At 28.0% G+C, this 24,075-nt stretch carries 27 protein-coding genes; 21 read left to right on the top strand and 6 right to left on the bottom strand.

Annotation, left to right across the window (positions count from 1 at the left end):
* The 4 genes from HRT41_15520 to HRT41_15505 form a co-directional block, all read left to right on the top strand.
* Nucleotides 1-152, top strand: a 152-nt coding sequence (locus HRT41_15520) for a hypothetical protein (protein ID NQY25430.1), incomplete at its 5' end; no start/stop codon positions are given.
* 439 nt (nt 153-591) lie between these two features.
* Nucleotides 592-1,428, top strand: coding sequence for a DMT family transporter (locus tag HRT41_15515; protein NQY25429.1), 837 nt, complete (start codon nt 592-594; stop codon nt 1,426-1,428).
* A 183-nt stretch (nt 1,429-1,611) separates the two neighbouring features.
* Entirely contained in the window at nt 1,612-3,645 is a 2,034-nt protein-coding gene (locus HRT41_15510) for an EAL domain-containing protein (protein NQY25428.1), read from the top strand.
* Nucleotides 3,646-3,688: 43 nt separating this feature from the next.
* Entirely contained in the window at nt 3,689-3,988 is a 300-nt protein-coding gene (locus HRT41_15505; protein ID NQY25427.1) for a Dabb family protein, read from the top strand.
* 118 nt (nt 3,989-4,106) lie between these two features.
* Here the strand turns inward: HRT41_15505 and HRT41_15500 are convergent, their stop codons facing one another.
* Complete coding sequence (locus HRT41_15500; protein ID NQY25426.1) at nt 4,107-4,643, bottom strand: PepSY domain-containing protein; 537 nt, start codon at nt 4,641-4,643, stop codon at nt 4,107-4,109.
* Between the two features lie 414 nt (nt 4,644-5,057).
* The gene (locus HRT41_15495) at nt 5,058-5,936 is read right to left on the bottom strand and encodes a DMT family transporter (GenBank protein NQY25425.1); all 879 of its coding nucleotides are present in this window, start codon (nt 5,934-5,936) and stop codon (nt 5,058-5,060) included.
* 354 nt (nt 5,937-6,290) lie between these two features.
* On the opposite strand from HRT41_15495, the gene HRT41_15490 reads away from it, so the two are divergent.
* A complete protein-coding gene (locus HRT41_15490) occupies nt 6,291-6,650 on the top strand; it encodes a DUF4156 domain-containing protein (protein NQY25424.1) in 360 nt (119 codons plus the stop codon).
* An 82-nt stretch (nt 6,651-6,732) separates the two neighbouring features.
* On the opposite strand, the gene HRT41_15485 is transcribed toward HRT41_15490, so the two are convergent.
* Entirely contained in the window at nt 6,733-7,362 is a 630-nt protein-coding gene (locus HRT41_15485; protein NQY25423.1) for a hypothetical protein, read from the bottom strand.
* A gap of 193 nt (nt 7,363-7,555) precedes the next feature.
* Between HRT41_15485 and HRT41_15480 the strand changes: the two genes are divergently transcribed.
* The 7 genes from HRT41_15480 to HRT41_15450 all read left to right on the top strand — a co-directional run bounded on the left by HRT41_15480 (nt 7,556) and on the right by HRT41_15450 (nt 12,635).
* A complete protein-coding gene (locus HRT41_15480; GenBank protein NQY25422.1) occupies nt 7,556-8,014 on the top strand; it encodes a GNAT family N-acetyltransferase in 459 nt (152 codons plus the stop codon).
* A gap of 254 nt (nt 8,015-8,268) precedes the next feature.
* Nucleotides 8,269-9,240, top strand: a complete 972-nt coding sequence (locus tag HRT41_15475; GenBank protein NQY25421.1) for an MBL fold metallo-hydrolase — start codon at nt 8,269-8,271, stop codon at nt 9,238-9,240.
* 206 nt (nt 9,241-9,446) lie between these two features.
* Nucleotides 9,447-10,016, top strand: a complete 570-nt coding sequence (locus HRT41_15470) for a Crp/Fnr family transcriptional regulator (protein ID NQY25420.1) — start codon at nt 9,447-9,449, stop codon at nt 10,014-10,016.
* A gap of 66 nt (nt 10,017-10,082) precedes the next feature.
* Nucleotides 10,083-10,808 carry an SDR family NAD(P)-dependent oxidoreductase gene (locus tag HRT41_15465; GenBank protein NQY25419.1) on the top strand — a complete coding sequence of 242 codons (726 nt, stop codon included), beginning with the start codon at nt 10,083-10,085 and terminating at the stop codon, nt 10,806-10,808.
* Between the two features lie 48 nt (nt 10,809-10,856).
* Complete coding sequence (locus HRT41_15460; protein NQY25418.1) at nt 10,857-11,258, top strand: DUF2141 domain-containing protein; 402 nt, start codon at nt 10,857-10,859, stop codon at nt 11,256-11,258.
* An 8-nt stretch (nt 11,259-11,266) separates the two neighbouring features.
* Nucleotides 11,267-11,929, top strand: coding sequence for a VTT domain-containing protein (locus tag HRT41_15455; GenBank protein ID NQY25417.1), 663 nt, complete (start codon nt 11,267-11,269; stop codon nt 11,927-11,929).
* Nucleotides 11,930-12,017: 88 nt separating this feature from the next.
* A complete protein-coding gene (locus tag HRT41_15450) occupies nt 12,018-12,635 on the top strand; it encodes a TetR/AcrR family transcriptional regulator (protein ID NQY25416.1) in 618 nt (205 codons plus the stop codon).
* Nucleotides 12,636-12,638: 3 nt separating this feature from the next.
* Here HRT41_15450 and HRT41_15445 read toward each other — a convergent pair whose 3' ends face one another.
* Entirely contained in the window at nt 12,639-13,682 is a 1,044-nt protein-coding gene (locus HRT41_15445) for an alkene reductase (GenBank protein ID NQY25415.1), read from the bottom strand.
* A 288-nt stretch (nt 13,683-13,970) separates the two neighbouring features.
* Here HRT41_15445 and HRT41_15440 point away from each other — a divergent pair, with 288 nt between their 5' ends.
* The 8 genes from HRT41_15440 (at nt 13,971) to HRT41_15405 (ending at nt 22,653) form a co-directional block, all read left to right on the top strand.
* Nucleotides 13,971-14,948 (top strand): nitronate monooxygenase, encoded by a 978-nt coding sequence (locus tag HRT41_15440; protein ID NQY25414.1) that lies wholly within the window; start codon nt 13,971-13,973, stop codon nt 14,946-14,948.
* A 752-nt stretch (nt 14,949-15,700) separates the two neighbouring features.
* Nucleotides 15,701-16,828 (top strand): PepSY domain-containing protein, encoded by a 1,128-nt coding sequence (locus HRT41_15435; GenBank protein NQY25413.1) that lies wholly within the window; start codon nt 15,701-15,703, stop codon nt 16,826-16,828.
* Nucleotides 16,829-17,005: 177 nt separating this feature from the next.
* Complete coding sequence (locus HRT41_15430; protein ID NQY25412.1) at nt 17,006-18,694, top strand: SpoIIE family protein phosphatase; 1,689 nt, start codon at nt 17,006-17,008, stop codon at nt 18,692-18,694.
* Entirely contained in the window at nt 18,687-19,196 is a 510-nt protein-coding gene (locus tag HRT41_15425) for a hypothetical protein (GenBank protein ID NQY25411.1), read from the top strand. Before HRT41_15430 ends, HRT41_15425 begins: the two co-directional genes overlap by 8 nt.
* Nucleotides 19,197-19,212: 16 nt before the next feature.
* Nucleotides 19,213-19,632, top strand: a complete 420-nt coding sequence (locus HRT41_15420) for a DUF1987 domain-containing protein (protein ID NQY25410.1) — start codon at nt 19,213-19,215, stop codon at nt 19,630-19,632.
* 12 nt (nt 19,633-19,644) lie between these two features.
* Nucleotides 19,645-20,442, top strand: coding sequence for an HD domain-containing protein (locus HRT41_15415; protein NQY25409.1), 798 nt, complete (start codon nt 19,645-19,647; stop codon nt 20,440-20,442).
* 59 nt (nt 20,443-20,501) lie between these two features.
* Nucleotides 20,502-21,065: an SMI1/KNR4 family protein gene (locus HRT41_15410; GenBank protein NQY25408.1), complete on the top strand. Its 564-nt coding sequence runs from the start codon at nt 20,502-20,504 to the stop codon at nt 21,063-21,065.
* A gap of 139 nt (nt 21,066-21,204) precedes the next feature.
* Entirely contained in the window at nt 21,205-22,653 is a 1,449-nt protein-coding gene (locus tag HRT41_15405; protein NQY25407.1) for an ABC-F family ATP-binding cassette domain-containing protein, read from the top strand.
* Between the two features lie 28 nt (nt 22,654-22,681).
* Here HRT41_15405 and HRT41_15400 read toward each other — a convergent pair whose 3' ends face one another.
* Nucleotides 22,682-22,996 (bottom strand): hypothetical protein, encoded by a 315-nt coding sequence (locus HRT41_15400; GenBank protein ID NQY25406.1) that lies wholly within the window; start codon nt 22,994-22,996, stop codon nt 22,682-22,684.
* Between the two features lie 261 nt (nt 22,997-23,257).
* On the opposite strand from HRT41_15400, the gene HRT41_15395 reads away from it, so the two are divergent.
* Complete coding sequence (locus tag HRT41_15395; GenBank protein ID NQY25405.1) at nt 23,258-23,629, top strand: TipAS antibiotic-recognition domain-containing protein; 372 nt, start codon at nt 23,258-23,260, stop codon at nt 23,627-23,629.
* 95 nt (nt 23,630-23,724) lie between these two features.
* On the opposite strand, the gene HRT41_15390 is transcribed toward HRT41_15395, so the two are convergent.
* Entirely contained in the window at nt 23,725-23,898 is a 174-nt protein-coding gene (locus HRT41_15390) for a hypothetical protein (protein NQY25404.1), read from the bottom strand.
* Between the last annotated feature and the right edge of the window lie 177 nt (nt 23,899-24,075).

Genomic DNA, 24,075 nt, shown 5'->3' with positions numbered 1-24,075 from the left:
GTGCATATGGTATTTGGGCAATTGATGGAAAAGAAGTATTAGTAGATAAGTATACATTTATCTCAGGTTCACAAAATGTTAAAGTTGGGGACACATCAAGTATGATTGTTCGTAATGAATATGGTAAAACATTTGCAACAAGAATAAACTAAAACAATATATCAAAACTTAAGTTGACGCGAACCAACCTAGGTCTTTAAGAAAATTATTGCAAAATTTCATTTCTCTCCTGAACCGAAATTTAAAAAAGGAATACCTTTTAGGTGTTCCTTTTTTTATGTCTTTTTTACAAAAGCATTTGATAATAGAGCTTAAAATTATATCCTTGAAAAATCTTCACTTTTTAATATATTTAGCTATAAAACTAATTAACTTTATTTTAGTATCAGATACAGGCAGTATTTAGTTTAAGTATTATAATAATTAAATAGTCTCGAGAAAGTAGCCTGTAAGATCAGTATATTGTTCTTAAAATAATTCAGATATAATTCTGAAAAATTGACTAAATTAAGGGATATTATTTTGATAAATGCACTGGGCGAAACGACTAAATTAATAATAGTGGTACTTTTTGCTGTTTTATTTGTTGTAATGGGAGATACTATTGGTAAAGTTCTTACGACAAGTGGCGTTGAGCCTTTTATTGTAGCTTGGTCAAGGTTTCTCATTGCTACTCTTATTATTTTGCCTTTTTCTGGGCTTAAAGTTTCTGAGTTAAAATTTCTGATTGAAGCAAAAGTCATAATGCGAGCTGCTTTTATTACTGGGGCAATATTTTTTATAATCTCCGCTTTAAAAACGGAGCCTATTGCAAATGTTTTGGGCGGCTTTTTCATAGGACCCATTATTTCTTATGTTTTAGCGGTTGTACTTCTTAAAGAAAAACCCTCACGACTTCAAACGGGATTATTAATACTTGGTTTTATTGGTGTTATAATAGTTGTAAAACCAGGATTTGGGGCAAGCACGGGAATGGTACTATCTCTTTTGGCTGGAACTTGTTATGGGGCATATCTTGCTTCTACAAAAATGATTGCAGCTGATTTTAGACCAAGATTCCTTCTTTTTTCTCAACTTTGTATAGGATCTATAATTTTGACTCCTTTTGGAATTTTAAATGATATCGAAATACCCAACTTTGATGTAAATATCTATTTTTTATTGATAGGCAGTGCTGTCTTTTCTGCTGCTGGTAATTATTTGTTGGTTATTGCTAACAGAATGGCAGATGCCAGTTTAATTGCTCCTTTAGTGTATAGCCAGCTCATATATGGTGCTATATTTGGAATAGTAGTTTTTGGTGATGTCCCTGATGCCTCTTCTACCCTTGGTTTATTATTAATCTCATTATCGGGTTTTGGTTCTTTATTATTATTTAAAAGAAAATCACAAGCAGGTGCTATTCTTGAAGCTAGAAAAGGGATATGATTCCTATTAGTGTGAGAAGTAAAAGCAAACTAGGTTTGCTTTTACTTCAGGCTAAACAATCTTTTTAATCAAAGAAACTTCTTTATGTAAAGAATATCAATTTTTAATATTTTGAAAACAAATTTATTATTAATATGTTATGCTACTAAACAAACTAATAAATAAATAAATTATTGGACAAACATGTTTACTGAAAAAAATATCCCAAAACTAATATTCAGTATCCCCTTTATCGGGATTCTTATATCTACACTAATATTTACTTCTTTTATAATTGATAATGAATACGATGCTTTAAAGAAAGAGAGCAAAGAGATTAGAAAAAATTATATATTGAATGAAAAACAAATACTCAAAGGTAAGATACAAGAAGTTTTGAGTTTTATTAAACACTCAGACTTCAAAAATAATAAAGTTTTACTGAAAAAGAGTACGTTAAATTATATTGAAAATATCATTGCACAAGATAATGGTTATATCTATATTATAGATGATAAAAGCAATGTCATCTCTCATCCTGTGTTAAAAAAAGGTTCTAATGCCTCTTATCTAAAAGATGTTAATGGACTAAGTATCGCAGAAAACTTAATAAAAACGGGAAAGAAGAATCCTAAAGGCAGTTATCTGTCTTATTTTTGGACAAAACCTGGGGAAACAGTTCAAAAAGAAAAAACTGCTTTTGTTTATTATGTAGAAGAGTGGAATTGGATAATTGCAATTGGTGGATATATGGACGTTGTTGAACAACGTATACTTGCTAAAACACAGCAAAAAAAAGATTTACTGCAAGAGAATATAAACTATACTCTTTGGGTATCACTTACACTTACAATTTGTGTTTTTATATTTTCTTTTTTCTTTTCAAGATCGATTAACAGAATTTTTATTAATTATAAAAAAGAAGTAGAACTAAAAGAAGAAGAACTAAAAAGTCTAAACTTTGTTTTGCAAAACAGAGCAGATGATGAAGTTCTTAAAAGATACAGAAAAGAAGAAGAACTTGAAATTGCATACAAAGAGGTTATAACAGGACTTCCCAATAGAATGAAGCTTGTTCATACTTTAAAACATAAAAGTTATCCAAAACTGGCCGTGTTAAATATTGACAGATTTACAGATATAAATCATTGTTATTCGACCAAAATAGCGGACAGACTTCTTTTTTTAATTGCACAATTACTTGAAAAACTATTTGAGGGAAACAAAGAGATAACTATATACAAATTACCAGTTGACGAATTTGGGATATTTACAAGCTCAAGTAAGATCTCAGACAAGGCATTTTTGGACTTATGCGATTATGCTCTTGAAGAAATAGAAAAAGAGCCCTTTATTATAGAAAATAACAATATTATTGTTTCGATTACTTCAGGCGTTTCCTTAACAATCGACAAAGTTTTAATTAATGCAAATACAGCACTTAAGATTGCAAAAAACAAACAACAAAGACTTTTTGTATATCGAAAAGAAGATAATGTTGAAATAAACTACCAAAATAATGTAAAATGGACACAAATATTAAAAGATGCCATCGCAAATAATAGAATACTCGTTTTTATTCAGCCCATTATTAACAACAATAATCCCTTAGATGAAAAGTATGAATGCCTTATTCGTTTGAAGAATGAAAAAGCAGAAATAATCTCTCCTTTCCATTTTTTAGAACTCTCTAAGAAACTCAAATTATACCACCAGTTAACAAGAATTGTGATAGAAAAATCTTTTGAGTATTTTAAAGACTCAAAAGCAGAGTTTTCAATAAATTTAACACTTGATGATATCCTGAATAAAGAAACTATTGTTTTTATTAATAAAAAATTAGAAAATCGTGATATTGCAAAACGTGTAATCTTTGAAATTGTGGAGAGTGAAGGAATAGATAACTTTGAAGAAGTGTCTTTATTTATTAAAGAGATGCAAGCAGTAGGGTGTAGAATTGCTATTGATGACTTTGGAACAGGATATTCGAATTTTGAATACCTGATGAAACTCAACGTTGATTTTATTAAAATAGATGGCTCATTTATCAAAAATATTGATACCTGTGAACAGTCTTTACTTATAACAGAACTTATCATTACTTTTGCAAAAAAACAGAATATAGAGACAGTTGCAGAGTTTGTTCATTCTAAAAGTGTTTTAGAAAAAGTAAAAAAACTGGGTATCACTTATTCTCAAGGCTATTATTTAGGAGAACCTAAAAGTATAGAAATTTAGCTTTTTAACTTAATATTAATATATTTAAAGCAGAAGGAAAAGCATGATAAAACATATGTTATTAATAGAGTTTAAAGATTTTGTTAGCTTAGAGCAATTAAGTGACTTAAAAAAAATATTTGAAAGTATTCCCAATAAAATAGAAGGTGTTAGTAATGTAGAGTGGGGACTAAACAATAGTCCTGAAAATTTAAATAAAAATTATACGCATAGTATTGTAATGAGTTTTAAAGATGAGAAAACCAGAGAAAACTATTTCCCACATGCTGAACATGAACGTTTAAAAGAAGTATTTTTACCTATGATTGAGGATATACTTGTTTTTGATTATGTGATTTCGTAATTTAGTTTGATTAAATATATATTTAAAGTATACCTTTAGAGAAAGAATTTTCATTAAACATTTTTATTTGAATAAATGAGTGTTATATTCTCTAAAGGAGTTAACTGTGCTAAGTTATTTAAACTGTAATTTTTGCTTTCTTTTCTTTTTTCTTTTTTCGTCCTAATTTAGCAGGCAATAATTTTAAGAATAAATATAAACCGGTTAAAGACATTATCAACATAATAATAGCGGAAGGTAAAAAAATACCTAGTTTTGCATTGTCATGAAACCATGATCCATCATGTAATGATTCAAAAAAATCTGATCTTCTATAATTAACTGCTAATACTTCTCCTGTTTCATTATGAATTTGAATTTCCCAAGAACTTTTAGCTCTAATTTTTGTTATTCCCTTTCCCGGTCTGACATCTAGTAGTTTGATATCTTTCCAAGATTTAATACCAACTTCTTCTACACTCATTGCAGCTTTTAGAATTTGATCAAAACTAAGCGTTAAATCTCTGTATTTTGTTTTTACTGTTTTTGGTTGTATCCATGCAAACTCTTTTTTTACTTGTAAGAATATTCCACTAACTAAAACAATTAGAAAGGGAATAATTATTATAGAAGAAGCCCAATAGTGTATTTTGGTATTAATCTTTTTGTAATTCATTTTTTTCCTTAAGTTTAAAATCAAAAAGGAGTTTACCCGTTAAAAACTTAATTAATAATAATTTTAATAACTAAAATCAATATTGGTAGAAAAATTAGGCATTAATTAATCATTTTTTTTGATTTAACCATGCTATTATGGAGGGACCTTTAGCTTTCTTTTTATTTTGAATTTTCTTTGAAGATAAAATTTAAGAAGCAGGAAATACGCTTTTTTACTAAATAAAATTAAAAGCGTAGCCTCTTTTATTTTTTTTAAGCACTTATTTATTTGGCGTTTAATGAAATTAAAACAGTATTTACTAAAGAAAAAAACGACTAATTTAGACATCTTTTTTTATAAGGTTTATACAGTGTTTTTTTGTATTTATATATATAATGCCTGTTTATCTTAATGTACTAAAAGAAGTTTATTCTATTTTTTACCTTGGCTTTTAACCACAAAAACAACTCCCACTACAGTAAGAAGAGAGCCAATTATTGCCAATATTCCAAGGCGTTCATCAAAAATCAACCAGCTTTGAATAACGGCTGCTGGAGGTACTAAGTAAAAATAACTGCTTACTTTAGCTACTTCTCCTTCTTTAATCATATACAATAATAATAAAACAGCAAACACAGATAAACCAATGACTAACCAAGCCATTGCTATGAATAATTCACTTGTGTAAACAACGATTTGTTGTTCCATACTAAATGTTATTAATGCAACTATAATAATTGCGCCAATATATTGATAAAAAGACCCTGTTAATAAAGAAACATTGCTGGCTAGTTTCTTTTGTAATACTGTCCCCAAAGAGATACAAAAAAGAGCTATAAAACAAGCAAATAAACCTAAGGCATCCATATTTTGAGTATCAATACTTGCTTTTTCAAGTATGACTAAAGAGACACCTATAAAACCCAATAATAAACCAATAGCTTGTTTGCTATTTAAAGATTGTTTTAAGAACAAATATCCAATTCCGCTAGTAACAATTGGCTGAAGTCCTACAATGATAGCTGTTATACCAGCAGGAACACCCAGTTTAATAGCAAAAAACACCCCACCTAAATAACCACCATGAATTAAGGTACCAATAAATACTTGTTGCAGACTTTGGGTTTGATTTAACCATTTCGATTTGTAAATATTAATTAAAATTAAAAAAATAAGAATAACGAAACAAAAGCGTATAAAGAGCATAAAAAAAGGCTCTATATAAGGCAAACCGTACTTCGCACCAATAAAACCAGTACTCCATAACCATACAAATAAAAAAGGGGCAATTTTGGTTAAATTAAGAGACATAAAGAATCCTTCTTTTAGAGAGTTATTTTACTGGCATATAATACATTTATATTAATAAAATTCCACCCCAAAGAATGCATTTTTATTTTTAAATTCGAGCCCTCTTATAATAAAAAATAACAATAGGTTTTAATAATTAGAATGATACCTTTGTTTTTGACGCTTCACTTTAAATAATAGGCAAACACTTCATTATTCGATTTACAGTACTTACTTATTTTAAAGTATGATCAAGTGCTGTGTAATGCTAATAATACGTAATAATCCCCTAATCTCCACATAAAAAAATCCTATAATAAAAAGTAGATATAGAAAATATTTATTATAAATTTATATGAAATAAATGGAGATTGAATGATAAAAAAAGTATTAGGTATTAGTATTTTTGGCTTAGGAATAATTGGATTAGGTGGATGTGCTGCAAAACAAGTTTCACAAGAAGCTAGTATTATAGAAATAGTTAATGAAAAACCCAATATGAAAAATTGTAAATATTTAGGAGAAATTGTTGGTTCACAAGGAAACTGGTTTACAGGTGATTTTACTTCTAATAAAGATTTAGTTATTGGTGCCCGAAATGAACTTAGAAATGAAGCACATAAACTAGGTGCAAATATTGTATATATTCAAGATATGAAAAATACAAATAAGTTTCATTCTTTAGGAACAACAAATACAACTGCTATAGGAAAAGCGTATAAGTGTAATTATTAAAAAAGAGGAGACCCTCTATCTTGTGGGAGTGGAAATGAGGGAGTCCTTATTTTTTTGCTGTAAAATTAAAAGCGCTTATATATCAATCCTCATATAACTCAATAGCTACTTTTAAAAAGCTTGTAAACGCTACATTATCAAAAGTAAGTGAATCATGTAACTTTGATTTCATTTCATCCAAAGTTTTACTGTAGTTTTCATAGAACTCAAAACTGGGTTTTGGTGTATATATTAATTCTTTTAGTTCAAAATATTTGATTACCATTTTTGTAGTGGTTGGTTTTATGAAATACTCCTTATGTCTATTGATACAATAAGGAGTTAGGCTTATAATAGTCCATTTTGCTAGCTTATATTGGGCTAAAAACTCTACTAAACCTTCAAAACCTTCTTTTTTATTGCCATATAAAAGCTCATATATTTCTATACTCAACATATCTTTTTCATATGAGTTTAAAGTAGAAATAGCATTTTTTAATTTAATTTTATCAAACAGTGAAACCATAACTGATTTTTGGATTGTTTTTACAAAACCTTCTATAAGTAGATTTGGATTTGAGAAGTTCTCTTTTTTGAGCGCTTCTTTTGCAAATTCTTCTAATTTTTTAGGATTGAAATTTCTTATTTTTGGAAAACAATTTTCGTCTCTAAACCCCTTTGGATATCTATTTAAAAACTCTTTTTCTAAATCTTTTAATTTAGCTATATTCATATATTCTCTTTGTTATTACTATTTTGATGGTAAGTATAGCATAGGAAATTTTTCTAATAAAAGGAACGGCTAGCAATTAAGATAAAAATAGCTAAACTATTTTTTTAATTAAAAATGGCTTGAAAAAAAACGAAGTGTATTTTTTATTTGAGATGTTAATCCTATAGAAAAATTATTGCATATTTGGAGAATTATGGAAATTAAAATAGTCAATCTTGAAAGCATAGAGCTTAAAAAACTATTACAAGAGCATCATGAAGATATGCTGAAACACTCTCCCTTAGAAAGTGTGCATGCTCTTGATATGTCTTCTCTTAAATCATCAGATATTACTTTTTGGACGCTTTGGATTAATGATGAATTAGCTGGCTGTGGAGCGCTAAAAAAACTGAATGAAAAACATGCTGAGCTTAAATCCATGCGTACCTCTCAACATTTTTTGAGAAAAGGTGTTGCTTCTAAATTATTAAGGCACATTTTAAAAATGGCAAAAATACAAGCCTTTGAAAAAATAAGTTTAGAGACGGGTACTATGAAAGCTTTTGACCCTGCTTTACAATTGTATCAAGGTTTTGGTTTTAAAGAATGTGAGCCTTTTTCAGATTATAAAGAAGATCCTTATAGTATATTTTTAACCTTAGTTATTGACTAATAACTAAGGTTAAAAAATGGGTCTTATATATAAATTAAAACTTACACCCCAATGAATGAATCTTTACTTATAGATTATTACTTAAGCACTTATTTATCCAAATACTTGGGCGTGCATGGTTATTCTTTGCGCTTTTTAGTATTCATTTAGCTTAGAAAAATCATTAGCTAGAATTTATAAAATAAAAATATTTATTATTTAAATTTAGATTCTTTTAATAGTATATCTTTATAATGTACAAAATTATTAAAGGAATGCTTATGTTTCATTTGAATAAAAAAATATTTATTGTTTTGTTTCTTTCCTCCTTACTGCTTGCAGGAGAGCCAGTTTGGGATGCGAATAAGGTTATTTTAAAATCCGAAAAAATTACTTCGGGTGTCTATGCTTATTATCCTACAAATGCAAAAGAATTAGAGAAAAAAGGTTTACCAGTTGCAACGAGTGGGGGTTTTATTATTGGAAATAAGGGTATTTTATTAATTGAAACCATGATTAATAAACGTTTGCACAAACAAGTACAGCAACTAATAAAAAAAGCAAGTAATAAAACTGTTTTATATGCAGTAAATACCAGTTTTCATGGAGATCATTCTTATGGGAACATGTATTTAAACAAAAATACTATAATCATACAACATCAAAATGCCAAAAATTATATCGCGAAAAATTTTGAAAATGATAAAAAATTTATGATTAATACTTTTGGAGAAAACAGAGGAATTGAAGAAATAGTTCCTACCCTGCCTGATATTTTGATACAAGAAAATTCAAGTATAAGTATAGACTTGGGAAATAAAATGGTTCAAATTATAGATTTTGGCTTTGCTCAAACGGGAGGCGATTTATTCATTTGGTTGCCAGACTCTAAAGTGCTGTGGAGCGGAAATCCAATTATTACTTTTAAACCTTCTGTCCCTTGGTTATTAGATGGGCATCTCGTAGAAACACTTAGAAGTTTAAAAAAAGTATATGCATTTTTGCCAAAGGATGCCAAAATAATACCTGGGCATGGAAGTATTATGAAAAAAGAAGATCTTAAATGGCATATAAATTATTTACAAACTATTAAAGATGAAGTAACACAAGCGATTAAAGAAGGTCTTAGTTTAGAAGAAACAGTGAAAAGAGTAAGTATGGAAGAATTTAAAGGTTATGCATTATTTGGCTGGGTACATCCTAAGTTAAATATACCTGCTGCATATAAAGATTTAAGTAAAAAATAATGTGCTATTGTATTTGCTAAATACTGGAGAATTATATATCCAGATTAGTCAATTTCTTCCAATTTATTAGGCAATTAAACTCTCTTTACTTAGTATATTATTTTGAGAGGAGGCAGTAATTAGTAAGTTCGCTATACTGTTTTTAATTATTTTATAAATCAGTCAAAATAAAAAAATACTTGACACGTATTTTTTAAGGAGAAAAAATCAATACTTTTTTTGAAGCATTAAATTACATTACAGAAATTCCAAACAAAGAGTTAGAATTATTAAAAAATATTTCTCAAATAAAACATGTAAAAAAAGGAGAGCTTTTTTTAAGGCAAGGCGAAAAATCATCTGAATTGGCTTTTGTGATAAAAGGATTATTTAGGCTTACATATTTAAGTGAAGATGGAAAAGAATTTACGAAAAGTTTTTTACTTGAAAATGATTTTTTAGTTTCATACAGTGCGTTAATAGAAAATAGAGAATCTTATTTTTCAATAGAAGCTTTAGAGGATTCAGAAATAGTTGTTATTAATTATCACTTGTGGAAAAAGTTGTTTGAAAATAAAATTTGTTGGCACAAGTTATTAATTACTATTCTCGAAAAAGCTTTTTGTAAAAAAGAAAAAAGAGAAAGAGAATTTTTGCTTTATAATGCACAAGAAAGGTATGAATCTTTTTTAATTTCATATCCTAATCTTGAAAATAGAATTAGACAACATGTCATAGCCTCTTATTTAGGTATTACCCCTGTTGCTCTTAGCAGGTTAAAAAACAAAAATAATTAACCTAGTATAATGAAATAAATTTTCATATCAAGTATTATTTCTATTAAAACATACCTAGGAGTTTTAATGGAAAATCAAACAGTGCTAATTACTGGTGGTACATCTGGTATTGGTTATGAAATAGTAAAATTACTGCAGCAAAACAATACCTTAATAATTATCTCAAAAGATATGCTTAAACTAAAAAAATTATCAGAACAGTTTAAAAATATTAAAATCTATCAAGCAGATCTTTCAAATACTTCTGAAATTGAAGTGCTTTCAAATACTATTATAAAAGATTATAAAACAATCAATGTACTTATAAATAATGCAGGGGTTCAATATCATCCAACATTTTTAGATGAGGGCTTTGATTATGCAAATATAGCTAAAGAGATAACTATCAATTTTACCAGTGTATGTAGTTTGACGTATAAACTCTTGCCTCTATTACTTAATAATCCAAAAGCAAGTATTTTAAATGTTAATTCAGGCCTAGCCTTAACGCCCAAAACGTCATCTGCAATCTATTGCGCTACAAAAGGCGCCTTAAATATTTTTACACAAGCACTTAGATATCAACTTCAAAAAAGCAATATAAGTGTTCATCAAGTATTTCTAGAATTGGTTGATACTAAGATGTCAAAAGGCAGAGGGAAAAATAAAATATCGCCTGAAAATGCTGCAAAACAAATTATATATGGACTTGAACATAATATCTTAGATCATGATATCGGTAAGGTAAAACTTTTAAGATTTTTACTTAGATTTTTTCCTTCTCTTGCTAAAAATATAATGAAAAAATATTAAATAAAGGAAAAAATAATGAAAAAAAAATTTATAATATGGAGTATAGTTATGAGTATAGTTAGTCTAAATGCTACACAGTTAAATATTACAGTAGATAATATTAATGTAAAAAAAGCAGGAAACATTGCTGTTTATATTTTTGGGGTTAAGGGATATCCAAAAGTACACAAAGAAGCTCTGTTTCATCAAATAATAAAAGTAAGAGAATATAAAGAGAACTTTACTTTTGAGATAGAAGATAATATAAAAGACTTATCAATAAAAGTGCATCATGATGAAAACAGTGATGGTAAAGTTAGTAAAAATTGGACAGGTATTTATCCTAAAGAGGGATTAGGTTTTTCAAAAAAACAAGAAGTTTCTATGTTTGGACCGCCAAACTACAAAAACTCTAAATTAACACTTGAAGAGTTTCAAGAAAAAATAAATATATCTTTAATCTACCCTTAGGAGATTTTATGAAAGAGTTAATAAGAGTTTTTTTAATAATAGCATCCATTTTTGCTATTAGTTTTATAATAATTAAAGTTACAGGTATTTTAACACTAGAAGATATAGAAGAATATTTACAAGAAGCTAAAAATATATCGCCACTTTATGTTGGTTTATTAATCTCATTTTTGTTATTTGCTGATTTATTCATAGCAGTACCGACCTTAAGTATTATTATTTTATCTGGATATTTTTTAGGATTTATGCTGGGAGCTGTATTTTCTATAATAGGAGTGTTTTTAGCAGGATTTACTGGTTATATTGTAAGCAGGTATTACGGAGAGAATATCTTACTTTTTTTAATTAAAGAAGAGAATAAAAGATTAGAACTTATAAAAACCTTTAATAAACATGGTTTTGTAATGATACTACTTTCTCGTGCTATGCCAATTATTCCTGAGACTACAGCGTGTCTTTCTGGAATGACGCTTATGCCTTTTAAAAAGTTTACACTTGCATGGAGTTTAAGTTCTATTCCTTATGTCCTTCTTGCATCATATGCAGGGTCCATTAGTAGTTTGCAAAATCCTAAACCAGCGATATTAACAGCCATTTTTTTGTCTTTATTTTTTTGGATTACTTGGTATTTTTATCACAAAAGAATAAAGTCAAAAAACAATACTAAATAGATCTTCTAAGAAGAGGGGGCTTAGATCAATTAGTTAAATTTAAGTATAATTAGTATAATTAAAATGCTATGGATTTAGAGGTAAGAATATGAATATAAATGAAACTACAACACGTAAAAGTGTGAGAGGACGACCCAAAACGTTAGACTGCAAAGAAACCGTAGATATCGCAATGCTTGAATATTGGTTGGATGAAAAAAACAGCATCTCTTTAAATGAAATTTGCAGACGAGTAAATGTTTCTAAACCAGGAATTTACAGAGAATTTGGAAATGAGGACGGTTTACTTGAAGCCGTACTTTTAAAATATGAAAAAGATGTTTCTTCTGGTTTATTGAAAATATTGACGCTTAATGAAAGTTTTAAACAAATACTTGAAAAAATAGTAATGTATGTAACTTCAAAAAAAGAAGATAAGAAAGCTGCAAAGGGCTGCCTTTTAGTAAAATTACAAGATTCAAAAATAAATATGGGACCAAAAACGCAAAAACAAATTCTTTCAATGCAAAATAAATTTTTGCAAGCTTATAAAGAATGTATTTTAAACGCTAAAGAAAAAGGTCAACTAAAAACAAATATTACAACAGAACTTGCAGTTGACTATCTTAATACACAAATAAATAATGCTGCATTATTACTTATGCAAGGAAAAGAAGAGAAACAAGTCAAAGAAATATTAACCTTGTCTTTTTCTATTCTTTCTTAAAGTTTAGATTAACTCGTTTAACATTTCTTCTTTATACTCTAAAACTTCTATACTGTTTTTTATTTTATACATATAATCAGGGTTTGCGATAAAAGGACGGCCAATTGCTATTAAATCAAAAGCTTTTTTATTAATAGAATCTTTTGCACTTTTATAAGTATAAGCTCCAACTCCTACTAAGGTTCCTTTATATCCTTCTCTTAAGTATTCTGAAAAGTTCTTGCCTTCCAAAGAATCAAAACGCATAGAATCATCAAAAATTCCAGCATGTAAATAGACTAAGTTTTTGTTTTGTAATGTTTCTAACAAATAATCAAAAACAGCTTTATCTCGTTTGTCTTCTTTCATATTAAAGTAGCCAGCAGGACTTAATCTTAAAGCTGTTCTGTGTGAACCAATAGCATCAATAACGGCATCTACAACTTCTAGTGCAAAACGGGACATGTTTTGGGGTGTTTGCCCATATTCGTCTTCTCTGATATTCGCTTCGTGATGTAAAAACTGATCAATTAAATAACCATTGGCTCCGTGTATTTCTACCCCATCAAAACCTGCTTCAATAGCATTTGTAGAAGCTTTTGCATAATCCTTTACTAAAGTTTTAATTTCTTCAAGTTGAAGGGCTTTGGGAGTTTGATAGGTTAAATTTCTCATTCTAGGAACAGAACCTTCTGTTGCAACGGCAGAGGGTGCTAAAACATCACTATTTGTAAAAAATGGATGAGCAACACGACCTACATGCCAAATTTGAGCAAATATTTTTCCTCCATTTTTATGTACAGCATCTGTAACTTTTTTCCAACCTTCAATTTGTGCTATTGAGTATATTCCTGGAGTATTTGGATAACCTTGTCCATCCGCTCTAATAATAGTTGCTTCTGAAATAATTAAACCTGCATCTGCACGTTTTGCATAATAATCTGCCATAGCTTGAGTTGGAACTAAATCATCATCTGCCATACAACGTGTTAATGGAGCCATTAGTACACGGTTTTGTAACTCAATTGTATCATTTAGTTTAAAAGGGTTAAATAAATTTATTTTCAAAATAATGTCCTTGTTATTTTTGTTTTGAGCAAAAGCCCATATTTTATCTTCTAATTATTGTTAAATAAAATTCTTTTTCATTTAAGATTAATTAAATACCAGCTGGTATTATAACCTCAAAAAAATATTAAGTCAAGTGAAATTTAACTCTGAGCTTAATTCCTTAGTATTTAGATTTAGCTACTTTTTTAATTGATATGCTTCTTGAAATTAAGATGTTATAATTGACGTATATTAAAATGAACAAATTTTAGCTTGATAAATGACAACTGTTTATAAAGGTATAAAATGAATACATGGCTTACTAGTACTTTTGGAATAAAGTTCCCAATAATCTTAGCTCCTATGTTTCTTGTTTCAAATCCTTCTATGCTTATTAAAGCCTGTGAAGCTGGAATAATGGGATGTATTCCTTCTTTAAATTTTAGAACACTCAAGGCTTTTGAAGAGGCACTTATTGATTTAGACATGAATTGTTCGGGGGCTTATGGCATTAATCTTATTGTTAATGCTTCTAATGTATTTTTGAAAGAACACCTTATACTTTTAGAGAAATATCCTCCTTCTTTTGTTATTACTTCTTTGGGCAATCCCAAAGAAACTATTGATAAACTTGCTTCTAAAGGTGTTCGTATTATTTGTGATGTTACAGAACTTAAGTATGCAAAAAAAGTTGAAGCTCTAGGTGCAGATGCGATTATTGCTGTAAATTCAGGAGCAGGCGGACATAGGGGGAATATTCCGGCATCAATTTTAATTCCTTTATTAAAAGAGCATATTAAAATTCCTATCATAGCAGCAGGTGGAGTTGCAACTGGTTCAGGTATTCTTTCTATGCTTAGTTTAGGGGCGCAAGGGTGCTCAATTGGTAGTCCTTTTATAACATGCGAAGAAGCTACTGTGCATCAAGACTATAAAGAAGCAGTACTTCAATATGGTGCTAATGATATTGTTTTAAGTTCAAAAATATCAGGTACTCCTTGTACTGTTATTAATACTCCTTACCAACAAAAAATGGGGAAAGAATTAAATTTTTTGGAAAAGTTATTAATGAAAAATAAATATTTAAAAAAATACCTAAAAATACTGACCTATTATAAAGGCATGAAGCTCATTGAAAAAGCGGCTTTCTCTGCTACTTATAAAACTATATGGTGCGCTGGTCCTTCTATTGAGTTTTCTAATAAGATTGAAACGATAGAAAAAATAGTGAAAAGATTCATGACAGAATATGAACTTGCTAAATCAAAACTCTATGATAAATAAAATTTTTACCATAGTTTTACTTTAAATATATGGTTTTATTGGAGAATATAACTATTTTATCTTTTTTAAATCTTCTTGTTATTTTTGCAAGAGAGTAATTATCTCTTAGTCTTTTTTTATATGAATAATTTTATTTTTTCTCTTATTTTTATCTCTAAACACTGTTTATATCTCTTTGTACTCAAGGATGTAATAATCATTCCTAGTGTTTTTTATATAATCTATACTTATTAAAGGTTAATACTCTTCTAACTTAAGGTTTCAAATGTTGTACTTCTAATGCAAATTTTCAGATGATGAATAATAGTATGATAAATCTATTTACAAGGTATATATATAACAATTAAAAGCAAATTAAGAACTAATTAAAAATAAATAAATAAATAATCCATAAATTTATTTATTTAAATTTTATTTTGTTTTTCTTTGAAGTAAATAGAATTATATGTTTGGTGTATTAGCAAATCATGAGCTATTTTTTTATTTTTTATTTCAAATAAAGTAAAAAAAGATGTTAATTAATTTTAATAAAGTAATTACTTATATATTTATTTAATGCATTAGTTTTATTTTATGAATGCTTTTTTATGTTAATAATATTTAATAAAAAAGAAGAGATTTCTTTTTCTATTGATGTAAAATATCAATACTTTATTGATATTTTCAGTGTTTTATAATAATTATATGGTAATACTACAATATAATAATTTATAATATAATAATTAATAAAATAATAATTTAGGTGGACTCGTATGAATAGAATAATGAGATTATGGCATATTTGGGGATCAGTAATTAGTTTATTTGCTATAGTGATATTTTTTACAACTGGCTATTTTATGAAAATACGAAGAGATGCTCCCCTTGTAATGCCAAGTGGATTAAGTGCAAAAAACGAGCAGGGGAAAAAGCTTAAATATCAACATCTTTTAACACACGAAGAGATTTTAACAGCGGTTATGGCTGAACCTAAGATGGGTGTAAAATCTTGGGATGACATTTATCACCTAGATTGGCGTCCAAAAAAATCCATGGTTAAAGTAAAAGCCAATAATCTAATGGAAGCACAAGTTAATACTGTTACTGGTGAGGTTGAAGTAGTTTCAAAAAGAAACTATGATTGGATTTCAAGATTACATGCAGGTGAAATGGTTGGACCCAATCAGAATATGAATGAAGAGAGTAAGCTAGATTTAACTTATTATTTTTTAATTTCTAGCTTTATTTTTCTTTTTTTAATTATTAGTGGCGTTTATTTATGGCTTAAAAAGATGAAAACAATAGGATGGAAAAGTTTATTAAGTGCAAGAGGCCTACATCTTTGGTTAACACCTATTATCGTTTTACCTTTATTAATAACGGCACTTAGTGGTTTAGTTTTACAAGCAAAACACTATTTACCTGAATCTTTTTCTCCCAATGATGAATATAAACAAATTAAAACAGCTGCAGTTATTGTTCCTAAGATTGAAATACCAGAGTTCTTGAAAATTCTAAAAACAGATGAGGCTGCAAAAGAAGCAAATATTAAGTCATGGAAAGATGTATGGAGAGTTTATACCTATCCCCGCAGTGGTCATATGGTAGCTCGAGTTTATAACAAACATGATATAGGGTATGAGGTCAGAATTAATTCTGTTACAGGGGAAGTTCAAAGGGCAATTCCTCGATATACGGATTGGATTGAAGATATACACGAAGGGCGTTTCTTTGAGAATAAAAATTTTAGATGGATGAGTTGGGGAGTGTTTTTAAGTATTCAATTCATATTTATTCTTTCTTTTATAAGTGGACTAATTTTGTTAATAAGATATTTGGGAAAAAAAAGCAAAAGCAAAAGAAAAAAAAGAAAAAAAAGAAAAAGAAGTAAGAAAAAATAATAATGAGAAGTAAAAATATCTTTAAATCATTTGGCATCTTATTATTACAAAAAAGGCATGGAAAAACAAAAGATGCCCTTGCCAATATTAATGTTTCTTCTGTCTGTAATTTACAAGGGACATGGATAACTAAACTTACACTAGTTAATGGTAAGTTGGAAACTTAAGGTTTTAGAAATGAAAAAATATGATAGTATCAAAAAAACGTCCTTAAAGGTTATAATACCTTTTTCGATAGTTCTTTTTTTTAGTTTTCCTGGGCTTATTTATTATGTAAGTGGCAGTTTTAGTAGTATTAAAAAAAATACAGCAGAGATACTTGTTGTTAAACAAAGAATGGAATCTATTTATATTGATTACTCCAAACAAGCTAAGAATAGGAAAAATCTTTTTATAAGAGGTTTTAGAAAAAAAGATTTAGATAAATACTCTAAAAAAATAGAAAAATCATCTGCACAAATTTATAAAGAAATGGATATTTTATTTAAAGACCCACTCTTTGATAAATATACATCCGCTTTGCATAAAATTAAAAAAAGCCATATTTTTTTAATACAGAAATATTATGAATCTATTGATGTTTATGTTTATGATAATTTTGATTATCATAATGCAGATGAATTAACAAGAGGACATGGAAAAGAAATTGGTCAAAACATATTAGATATTATTAATTTAATTCAAAGTGATTTAACCAAAAAAACAGAAGATAAGTATTCTGATTTAACAAATAAACTTCTTTATTTATCTTTAATTATTCTTCTAGGATACTCTATTGTAATGTACTATATAATTAGAGGTATTTTAAATCCACTAACAAGAATCACTAAATTATCCTCCTACTTATCCTATATAAATACGAATCACTTAGAAGATTATAAAGAATATGAAAAAGATAAAAATGATGAAATTGGAGACTTGATAACAACCTTTAACAAGTTTTCAAATACTATTGTTGATTATAATAAAAACCTTCAATCTAAGATTTTACAAAGAACGGCAGAGCTTGATTATGCCAATGAACAATTGCTTCGAATTAATAAAAACTTAACAGATGCGATGGATTATTCAAGTCTTTTACAAGATGCGATTCGACCACATAAATTACTCCTTTCTATCTTGTATGAAGATGGTTTCCTTACTTGGAAACCCAAAAGTAAAGTGGGTGGAGATATTTATTTCATTGATGTTTTAAATAAGGATGAAAATAAATCTCTTGTAATGTGTATTGATTGTACTGGTCACAGCATTTCAGGAGCATTTGTAACAATGATTGTTAAATCAATTCAACACGAACTTATTAATAAACTAAATAACAAGAAAATGGAAATCTCTCCAGGGAAAATTCTAGGATACTTTAATAGAAGAATTAAAGATATTTTACAACAATACAACAATACATCAAAATCAAATGCAGGTTTTGACGGAGGAATTTTATATATTGATAAAAGAGCTGGTTTATTAAAGTATGCAGGTGCAATGATGAATTTAATTATACTGGATGAAAAAAACTGCGCAAGATGGATTACCTCAAATCGTTATTCTGTAGGTTACCCCTCTTGTAAATATGACTATGAATATGAAGAAACGTTAATTACTTTTAAAAAGGAAATAAAGGTTTATTTAACTACGGATGGAGTTGTAGATACAATTAGCGAAAAAAAAGAGTTGAGATTTGGTAAAAAAAGATTATTAAACATGATTAATAAGAATCATCATAAAATATTTAAAGAACAAAAAAATATTTATACATCAATTCTTGATGCGTACAGAGGAAAGTATGAAGTAGTGGATGATATATGTTTTATTGGCTTAAAAATTAAAAAAAATGTATTAAAGGAAGCAGGAGAAAAAAATAATGAGTAATAAAAAAAATACTACTTTATTTATGGGATACAGTGGTTATTTTTCACAAGCCATAATTTTATCCTTAATAAAAGCATTAGAAGTTCAAATAAAAGATATTGAAGAAAGTCAAACAATATCAAGAAGACTATATATAGTTTTTATAGAACTATCTCAAAATGTAATGAAATATTCTAAAAGAGATTATATCAATAATTATGATAGTGAGAAAATTCTTATTGAGCATGATGAAAAGAACTATTATGTTACTGCAATAAATAATATTGATAATAAAACGCTTTTAAAGATTGAAAATATATTATTAAATATATGCGAATTAAATAAAGAAGAAATTACTAAAAAATACAATGAACTACGTAAAAGTGGTGAAACTTCACATGAAAATGGTGGAGGAATCGGTTTATATCAATTGGCTAGAAAGTCTGATAATATTTTTTATGAAATCAAAAAACTAGAAGATAACTTATCAAGGCTGGAAATTACTGTACAAATAAATAAATAAATCTGGAGGAAAAACAATGAAATACAAGACAATATTTATCGAAAAAACCTTGCACACACCTGAAATAAATTTTGATTTTCAAAAGGGGATTTTTAGTATAGAAGGTAAATCATACTCTGAAAATACCTTTGAATTTTATAAACAACTGTTAAACACTTTAGAAACTTTTTTTAAAGATGAGTCTAATAAAAGATTGAAAAATATAATATTCAACTTCAATTTAACGTATTTTAATTCAAGTAGTTCCAAAGCACTGTTTGATATGTTTGATTTAATTGATATTTTTGTTCAGAGCCAAAAGGAAATAGATGTAAATATTAATTGGATATATAATCAAGATGATGATAGTTCAAAAGAAGATGGTGAAGATTTTCAAGATAGTTTTAAATCTTTAAATATTCAATTAATTGAAAATAAAATTGACTTAAAAAGTTAAAAGACAAATATTATGAATACATTAACAGATAACAAACATATATTAGAAATAAAATCTTTGCAAGCAGACTTTCTCTCAACAACCAATAATCTTATAAAAGACATCGAACGTCGTGAAAAAATTATGGCACGTAGTGATAAACGACAAAAACAAGATTATGATCAATTGCAAGATAAACTTAAAGAAGTTCAATCTTTAGGAAAAGAGATAGAAGAAACGCAAAGAGAAGTTATTTTTACTATGGGAGCTATAGGCGAGAGTCGTTCTAAAGAGACCGGCAATCATGTAAAAAGAGTTGCTAAATATTCAAAACTTTTAGCCTTATATTATGGATTAAATGAGAAAGATGCAGAAATGATTCACCAAGCCAGTCCCATGCATGACATAGGGAAAGTAGCAATTCCTGATCTGGTATTAAATAAACCGGGGTCTTTTACTGATGCTGAGAGAATAATCATGGATACTCATGTTCTTATTGGTTATGAAATGTTAAAACATTCAAGCAGACCCCTGCTTAAGTGCGCAGCAACTATTGCTTATGAACATCATGAAAAATACAATGGAAAAGGTTATCCCCAGGCATTAAAAGGTGAAAAAATTCATATTTACGGAAGAATTACTGCTTTAGCAGATGTTTTTGACGCTTTAGGAAGCGAGAGATGTTATAAAAAAGCTTGGAGCGATGATCGTATTTTTACTTTATTTAAAAAAGAACGTGGAGAACACTTTGATCCAAAACTCGTAGATATATTTTTTGAACACCTTGATGAATTTTTAGATATTAGAGAATCGTTAAGAGATCTTTTTTAAAGTGTTAATTTAACTTTCTTTTAAATAATTTATAATATATTAGGCAATAAGGAGTTCTTATGCAAAAAGAATTTGATAGATTTAAAGAATGGCTTAGTGCTAATTATAAAGAAGGACTAGAGGATTTAAATCCTCCTGCAAGCAATGAAGAAATACAAGAATTATCAGATACTCTTGCTCTTGTTTTGCCTAATGATTTAATTGAGATACTAAAAATACATAATGGACAAAAAGGGGAAGCTGCTTGGCTGTTTGATTCTCAAGAATTTTTATCAACGCATGGAATTATTAATGCTTGGAATAATTGGAATAACTTTTCACAAGAAGCTACTTTTTCTGCAAAACCTGCTATTTCAGACTCAGGAATTAAAGATGTTTTGTGGAATAAAAAATGGATACCTTTTTCCTCTAACGGTTCAGGGGATCATTATTGTATTGATTTAAATCCTACAAGTTTTGGAAGAAGTGCTCAAATCATTACTCTTTGGCATGATTATGAAGAAAGAGAGTTAGTAGCCTTAAGTTTAAAAGACTGGTTTAGTGATTATATAGAACAATTATATAGCGGAGATTTTTTTTATTCGCAAGAATATAATTCAATTGTAAATAAAAATGAAATATAAATAGAATTATAAGAATAGGCTGTTTATTTTGCTTCTTGATTAATTAGATATAATAGGACAAGAACTTCTTAAATCTTTATAATCTCCAAGGAATATACTTTTGCGACATTTAACAATTAAAAACCTACATTTTAAGTACATGAATTCGGTTATTCCTATTTTTGAAAACCTTGATTTAGAATTTGAACAAGGATGGTGCTGTATTGTTGGAGCTAATGGCTCTGGTAAAAGCACATTATTAAAACTTATTGCTAAAGAATTAAAAGCAGATGAAGGAAGTATAAAAGGTAATGATTTAACTCATTATTGTGTACAAAGTACTGAAGAAATTCCTTCTAATTTAGAAGATTTTATGATGACGTATACCAGTAAAGCGTTTAAAATAAGAGATGCTTTGAATATCAATGATGAATGGTTGTATCAGTGGGATACTCTTTCTTTTGGTGAGAAAAAAAGAATGCAAATTGCACTTGCTATTTTTGTCGAACCGGATGTTTTGCTTGTGGATGAACCTACCAATCACTTGGATGTAAAAAGTAAAAAAATAGTCTTAGAGGCCCTTAAAGCATTTAAGGGAATTGGAATACTTGTTAGCCATGATAGGGAACTTTTAGATTCTTTGACCCAAGCTACTATTATTTTAAAAAACAGTCACATATTCTCATTTAAAACTTCTTTTTCAAAAGCAATGAATGAGTACCTTACAAACATGGATTTTTTAGGTAAAACACAAGACAAACAATACAGTGAATTAAAAAAACTAAAAAAATCCATACAAAACCAAAAAGAAAAAGTAAGTCAATCTAAAAAAAGAATGTCAAAAAGAGATTTAGAACCAGGCGATAAAAACAGTAAAACCAAAATTGATTTAGCCAGATTTACTGGAAAAGATAAAAATGATGGACGAGAGTTATCCAAACTAAAAGCCAAACAAAATAAATTAATATCAAATACAATCAAGACAGATAAGACCTTTGAACTTGGTATAGAATTTGAAAGCGCAAAAACTAAAAATATTTTTCCTATTGTTATTAAAAATAATATCTTAAAATTAGGGGAAATAAAAGAATTGTCTTTTCAATCCTTGTCTATTAATCAATACGATAAAATTGGACTTATTGGAGAGAATGGTGCAGGAAAAAGTTCTTTTTTAAAGCATCTCTTAGGCAGTGCTGATTTACGAAATGACTATTTGTATATACCACAAGAAATAACACAAAAAGAAAGTAAAGAAATCTTTGATGGCATAAATGCCCTTACTAATGACCTTAAAGGCGAAATATACACCATTGTAAGGAAACTAGCCTCTGATCCTATTAAACTTCAAGACAGTTTTATCCCAAGTCCAGGAGAGGTAAGAAAATTAATGATTGCAAAAGGTCTTTTAGAGCATCCCTCATTGATTATTCTTGATGAACCAACCAATCATATGGATTTGGATTCTATTGTATCTCTGGAGCTTGCATTAAGAGAATATAGAGGAACTATACTTGTAATCAGTCATGATAAAACTTTTTTAGAATCCATTGTAAGTGAGACGTGGGCTTTTGAAAAAGAGGATGAAAACAAATATAGAATTATTTATTAAAGAGAAAAAACTCAAGATCTCTTGTGTATTATCCGAAATCTAAAGGAATGAAGTTTTCTTGTAGCTCAATACTTGTAAAACGTTCATTTTCTTCTTTTAAAATCTCTTTTATTCTCTCTTCTATTGCATCAAGTAAAGCTATTTTATCTTCTTTATTTGTAGGTATAATAGCTTCAATGATGACAGCTTTTTCTTTGATGACACTTAATTCTTCATGTTCTAAGTTAGCCCTTACTTTCGCTGCAATTAAATTTGTAATACACTCTTTGTCATAGGAACAATCTTCAATATTTACATTAATCTTTTTAGCTTTTTCTTGTAAAACTTTTAAATATCCGTTCATAAGAATCCTTTATACTTTTATTATAAAACAAAAGTGTAAAGGATTTCTTTAGTTTTTATAATTTTTATAAAAAACAGGTAATTAAGAATTTTATATCAGGAGTTTTTGGGTTTAATATAGTTATTATTTTTGCTAGGAAATTAGGAAATAATTTTTATGGAGGTATTTAATGTTTTGTTTTACCAGTGAGGTTATAAGAACCTCGTTTTAAATTTAGGTGAAGCTTAGGCTTTAAATAATATATAAAACTGTAGGTAAATTATGAAAACAAATGAATATATAGATTCTTGTAAAATAGCTTTAAAAAAAGAACAAGAAAAAAGTCTTTTAGAAACGAATAACTGGTCACATGTAAATAAAGAAGAAGTTCATAAAAATTGGAATCTTTTGTATGCAAAAATAGCAGAAGAACTTGATACTCTAAATCCTTTAGATACAAAAGCACAAGATTTTATATCTGAACATTATAAAATAGTTTCTGTTTTTTACAAACCAAGTAAAGAAGCATATATCGGAATGAGTTTATTTTATAAAGAAGATGAGGGAATGAAGACGTTTCATAAGTCTTTTCATATAAAAATGCTGGATTTTTTAGAAGAAGCAATTTCTATTTATGCTTACAAAAATTTATAAAAAAAGAAACATATTTTATTTAGCTTCTAAATAGGATAGTTACTTCAAAGATAGGATACTAAATTTAGTATCCTATTGCATAAAAAATAGAGTGTTTACTCCACTCTTTCTTCTAAAGAAGAAAAAGCTTTTTTATAGGCTGCTGCTTGATTATGATCCAAAGATAAGGTCATTGGTAAATCTTTTAAGAAATCAATAATTACTTCGATATTTTTATTTGCTTCTTGGGCTTTATGTAAGGCTGAACTTGCTTTTTTTTCTGCACTCATTGTTACGTCCTTTTAAAATAAATTTATTTCACAAACCAGTATATTTAAAGAACACTAAAAATACAGAATAAACCATACAACTTCACTTTTTTTGAAAGATAGTCGCATAAAAATTTGTATTTCTATATTACTGGAAATACAAAAGTTAGTTTTAAGTTATATAGTTCTATACTTCTG

The organism is Campylobacteraceae bacterium (assembly GCA_013215945.1).
In the GTDB taxonomy this organism is placed as follows: Bacteria; Campylobacterota; Campylobacteria; order Campylobacterales; family Arcobacteraceae; genus NORP36.
The sequence above is the reverse complement of the archived record's forward strand: the minus strand, read 5'-3'. Positions and strand labels throughout refer to the sequence as shown.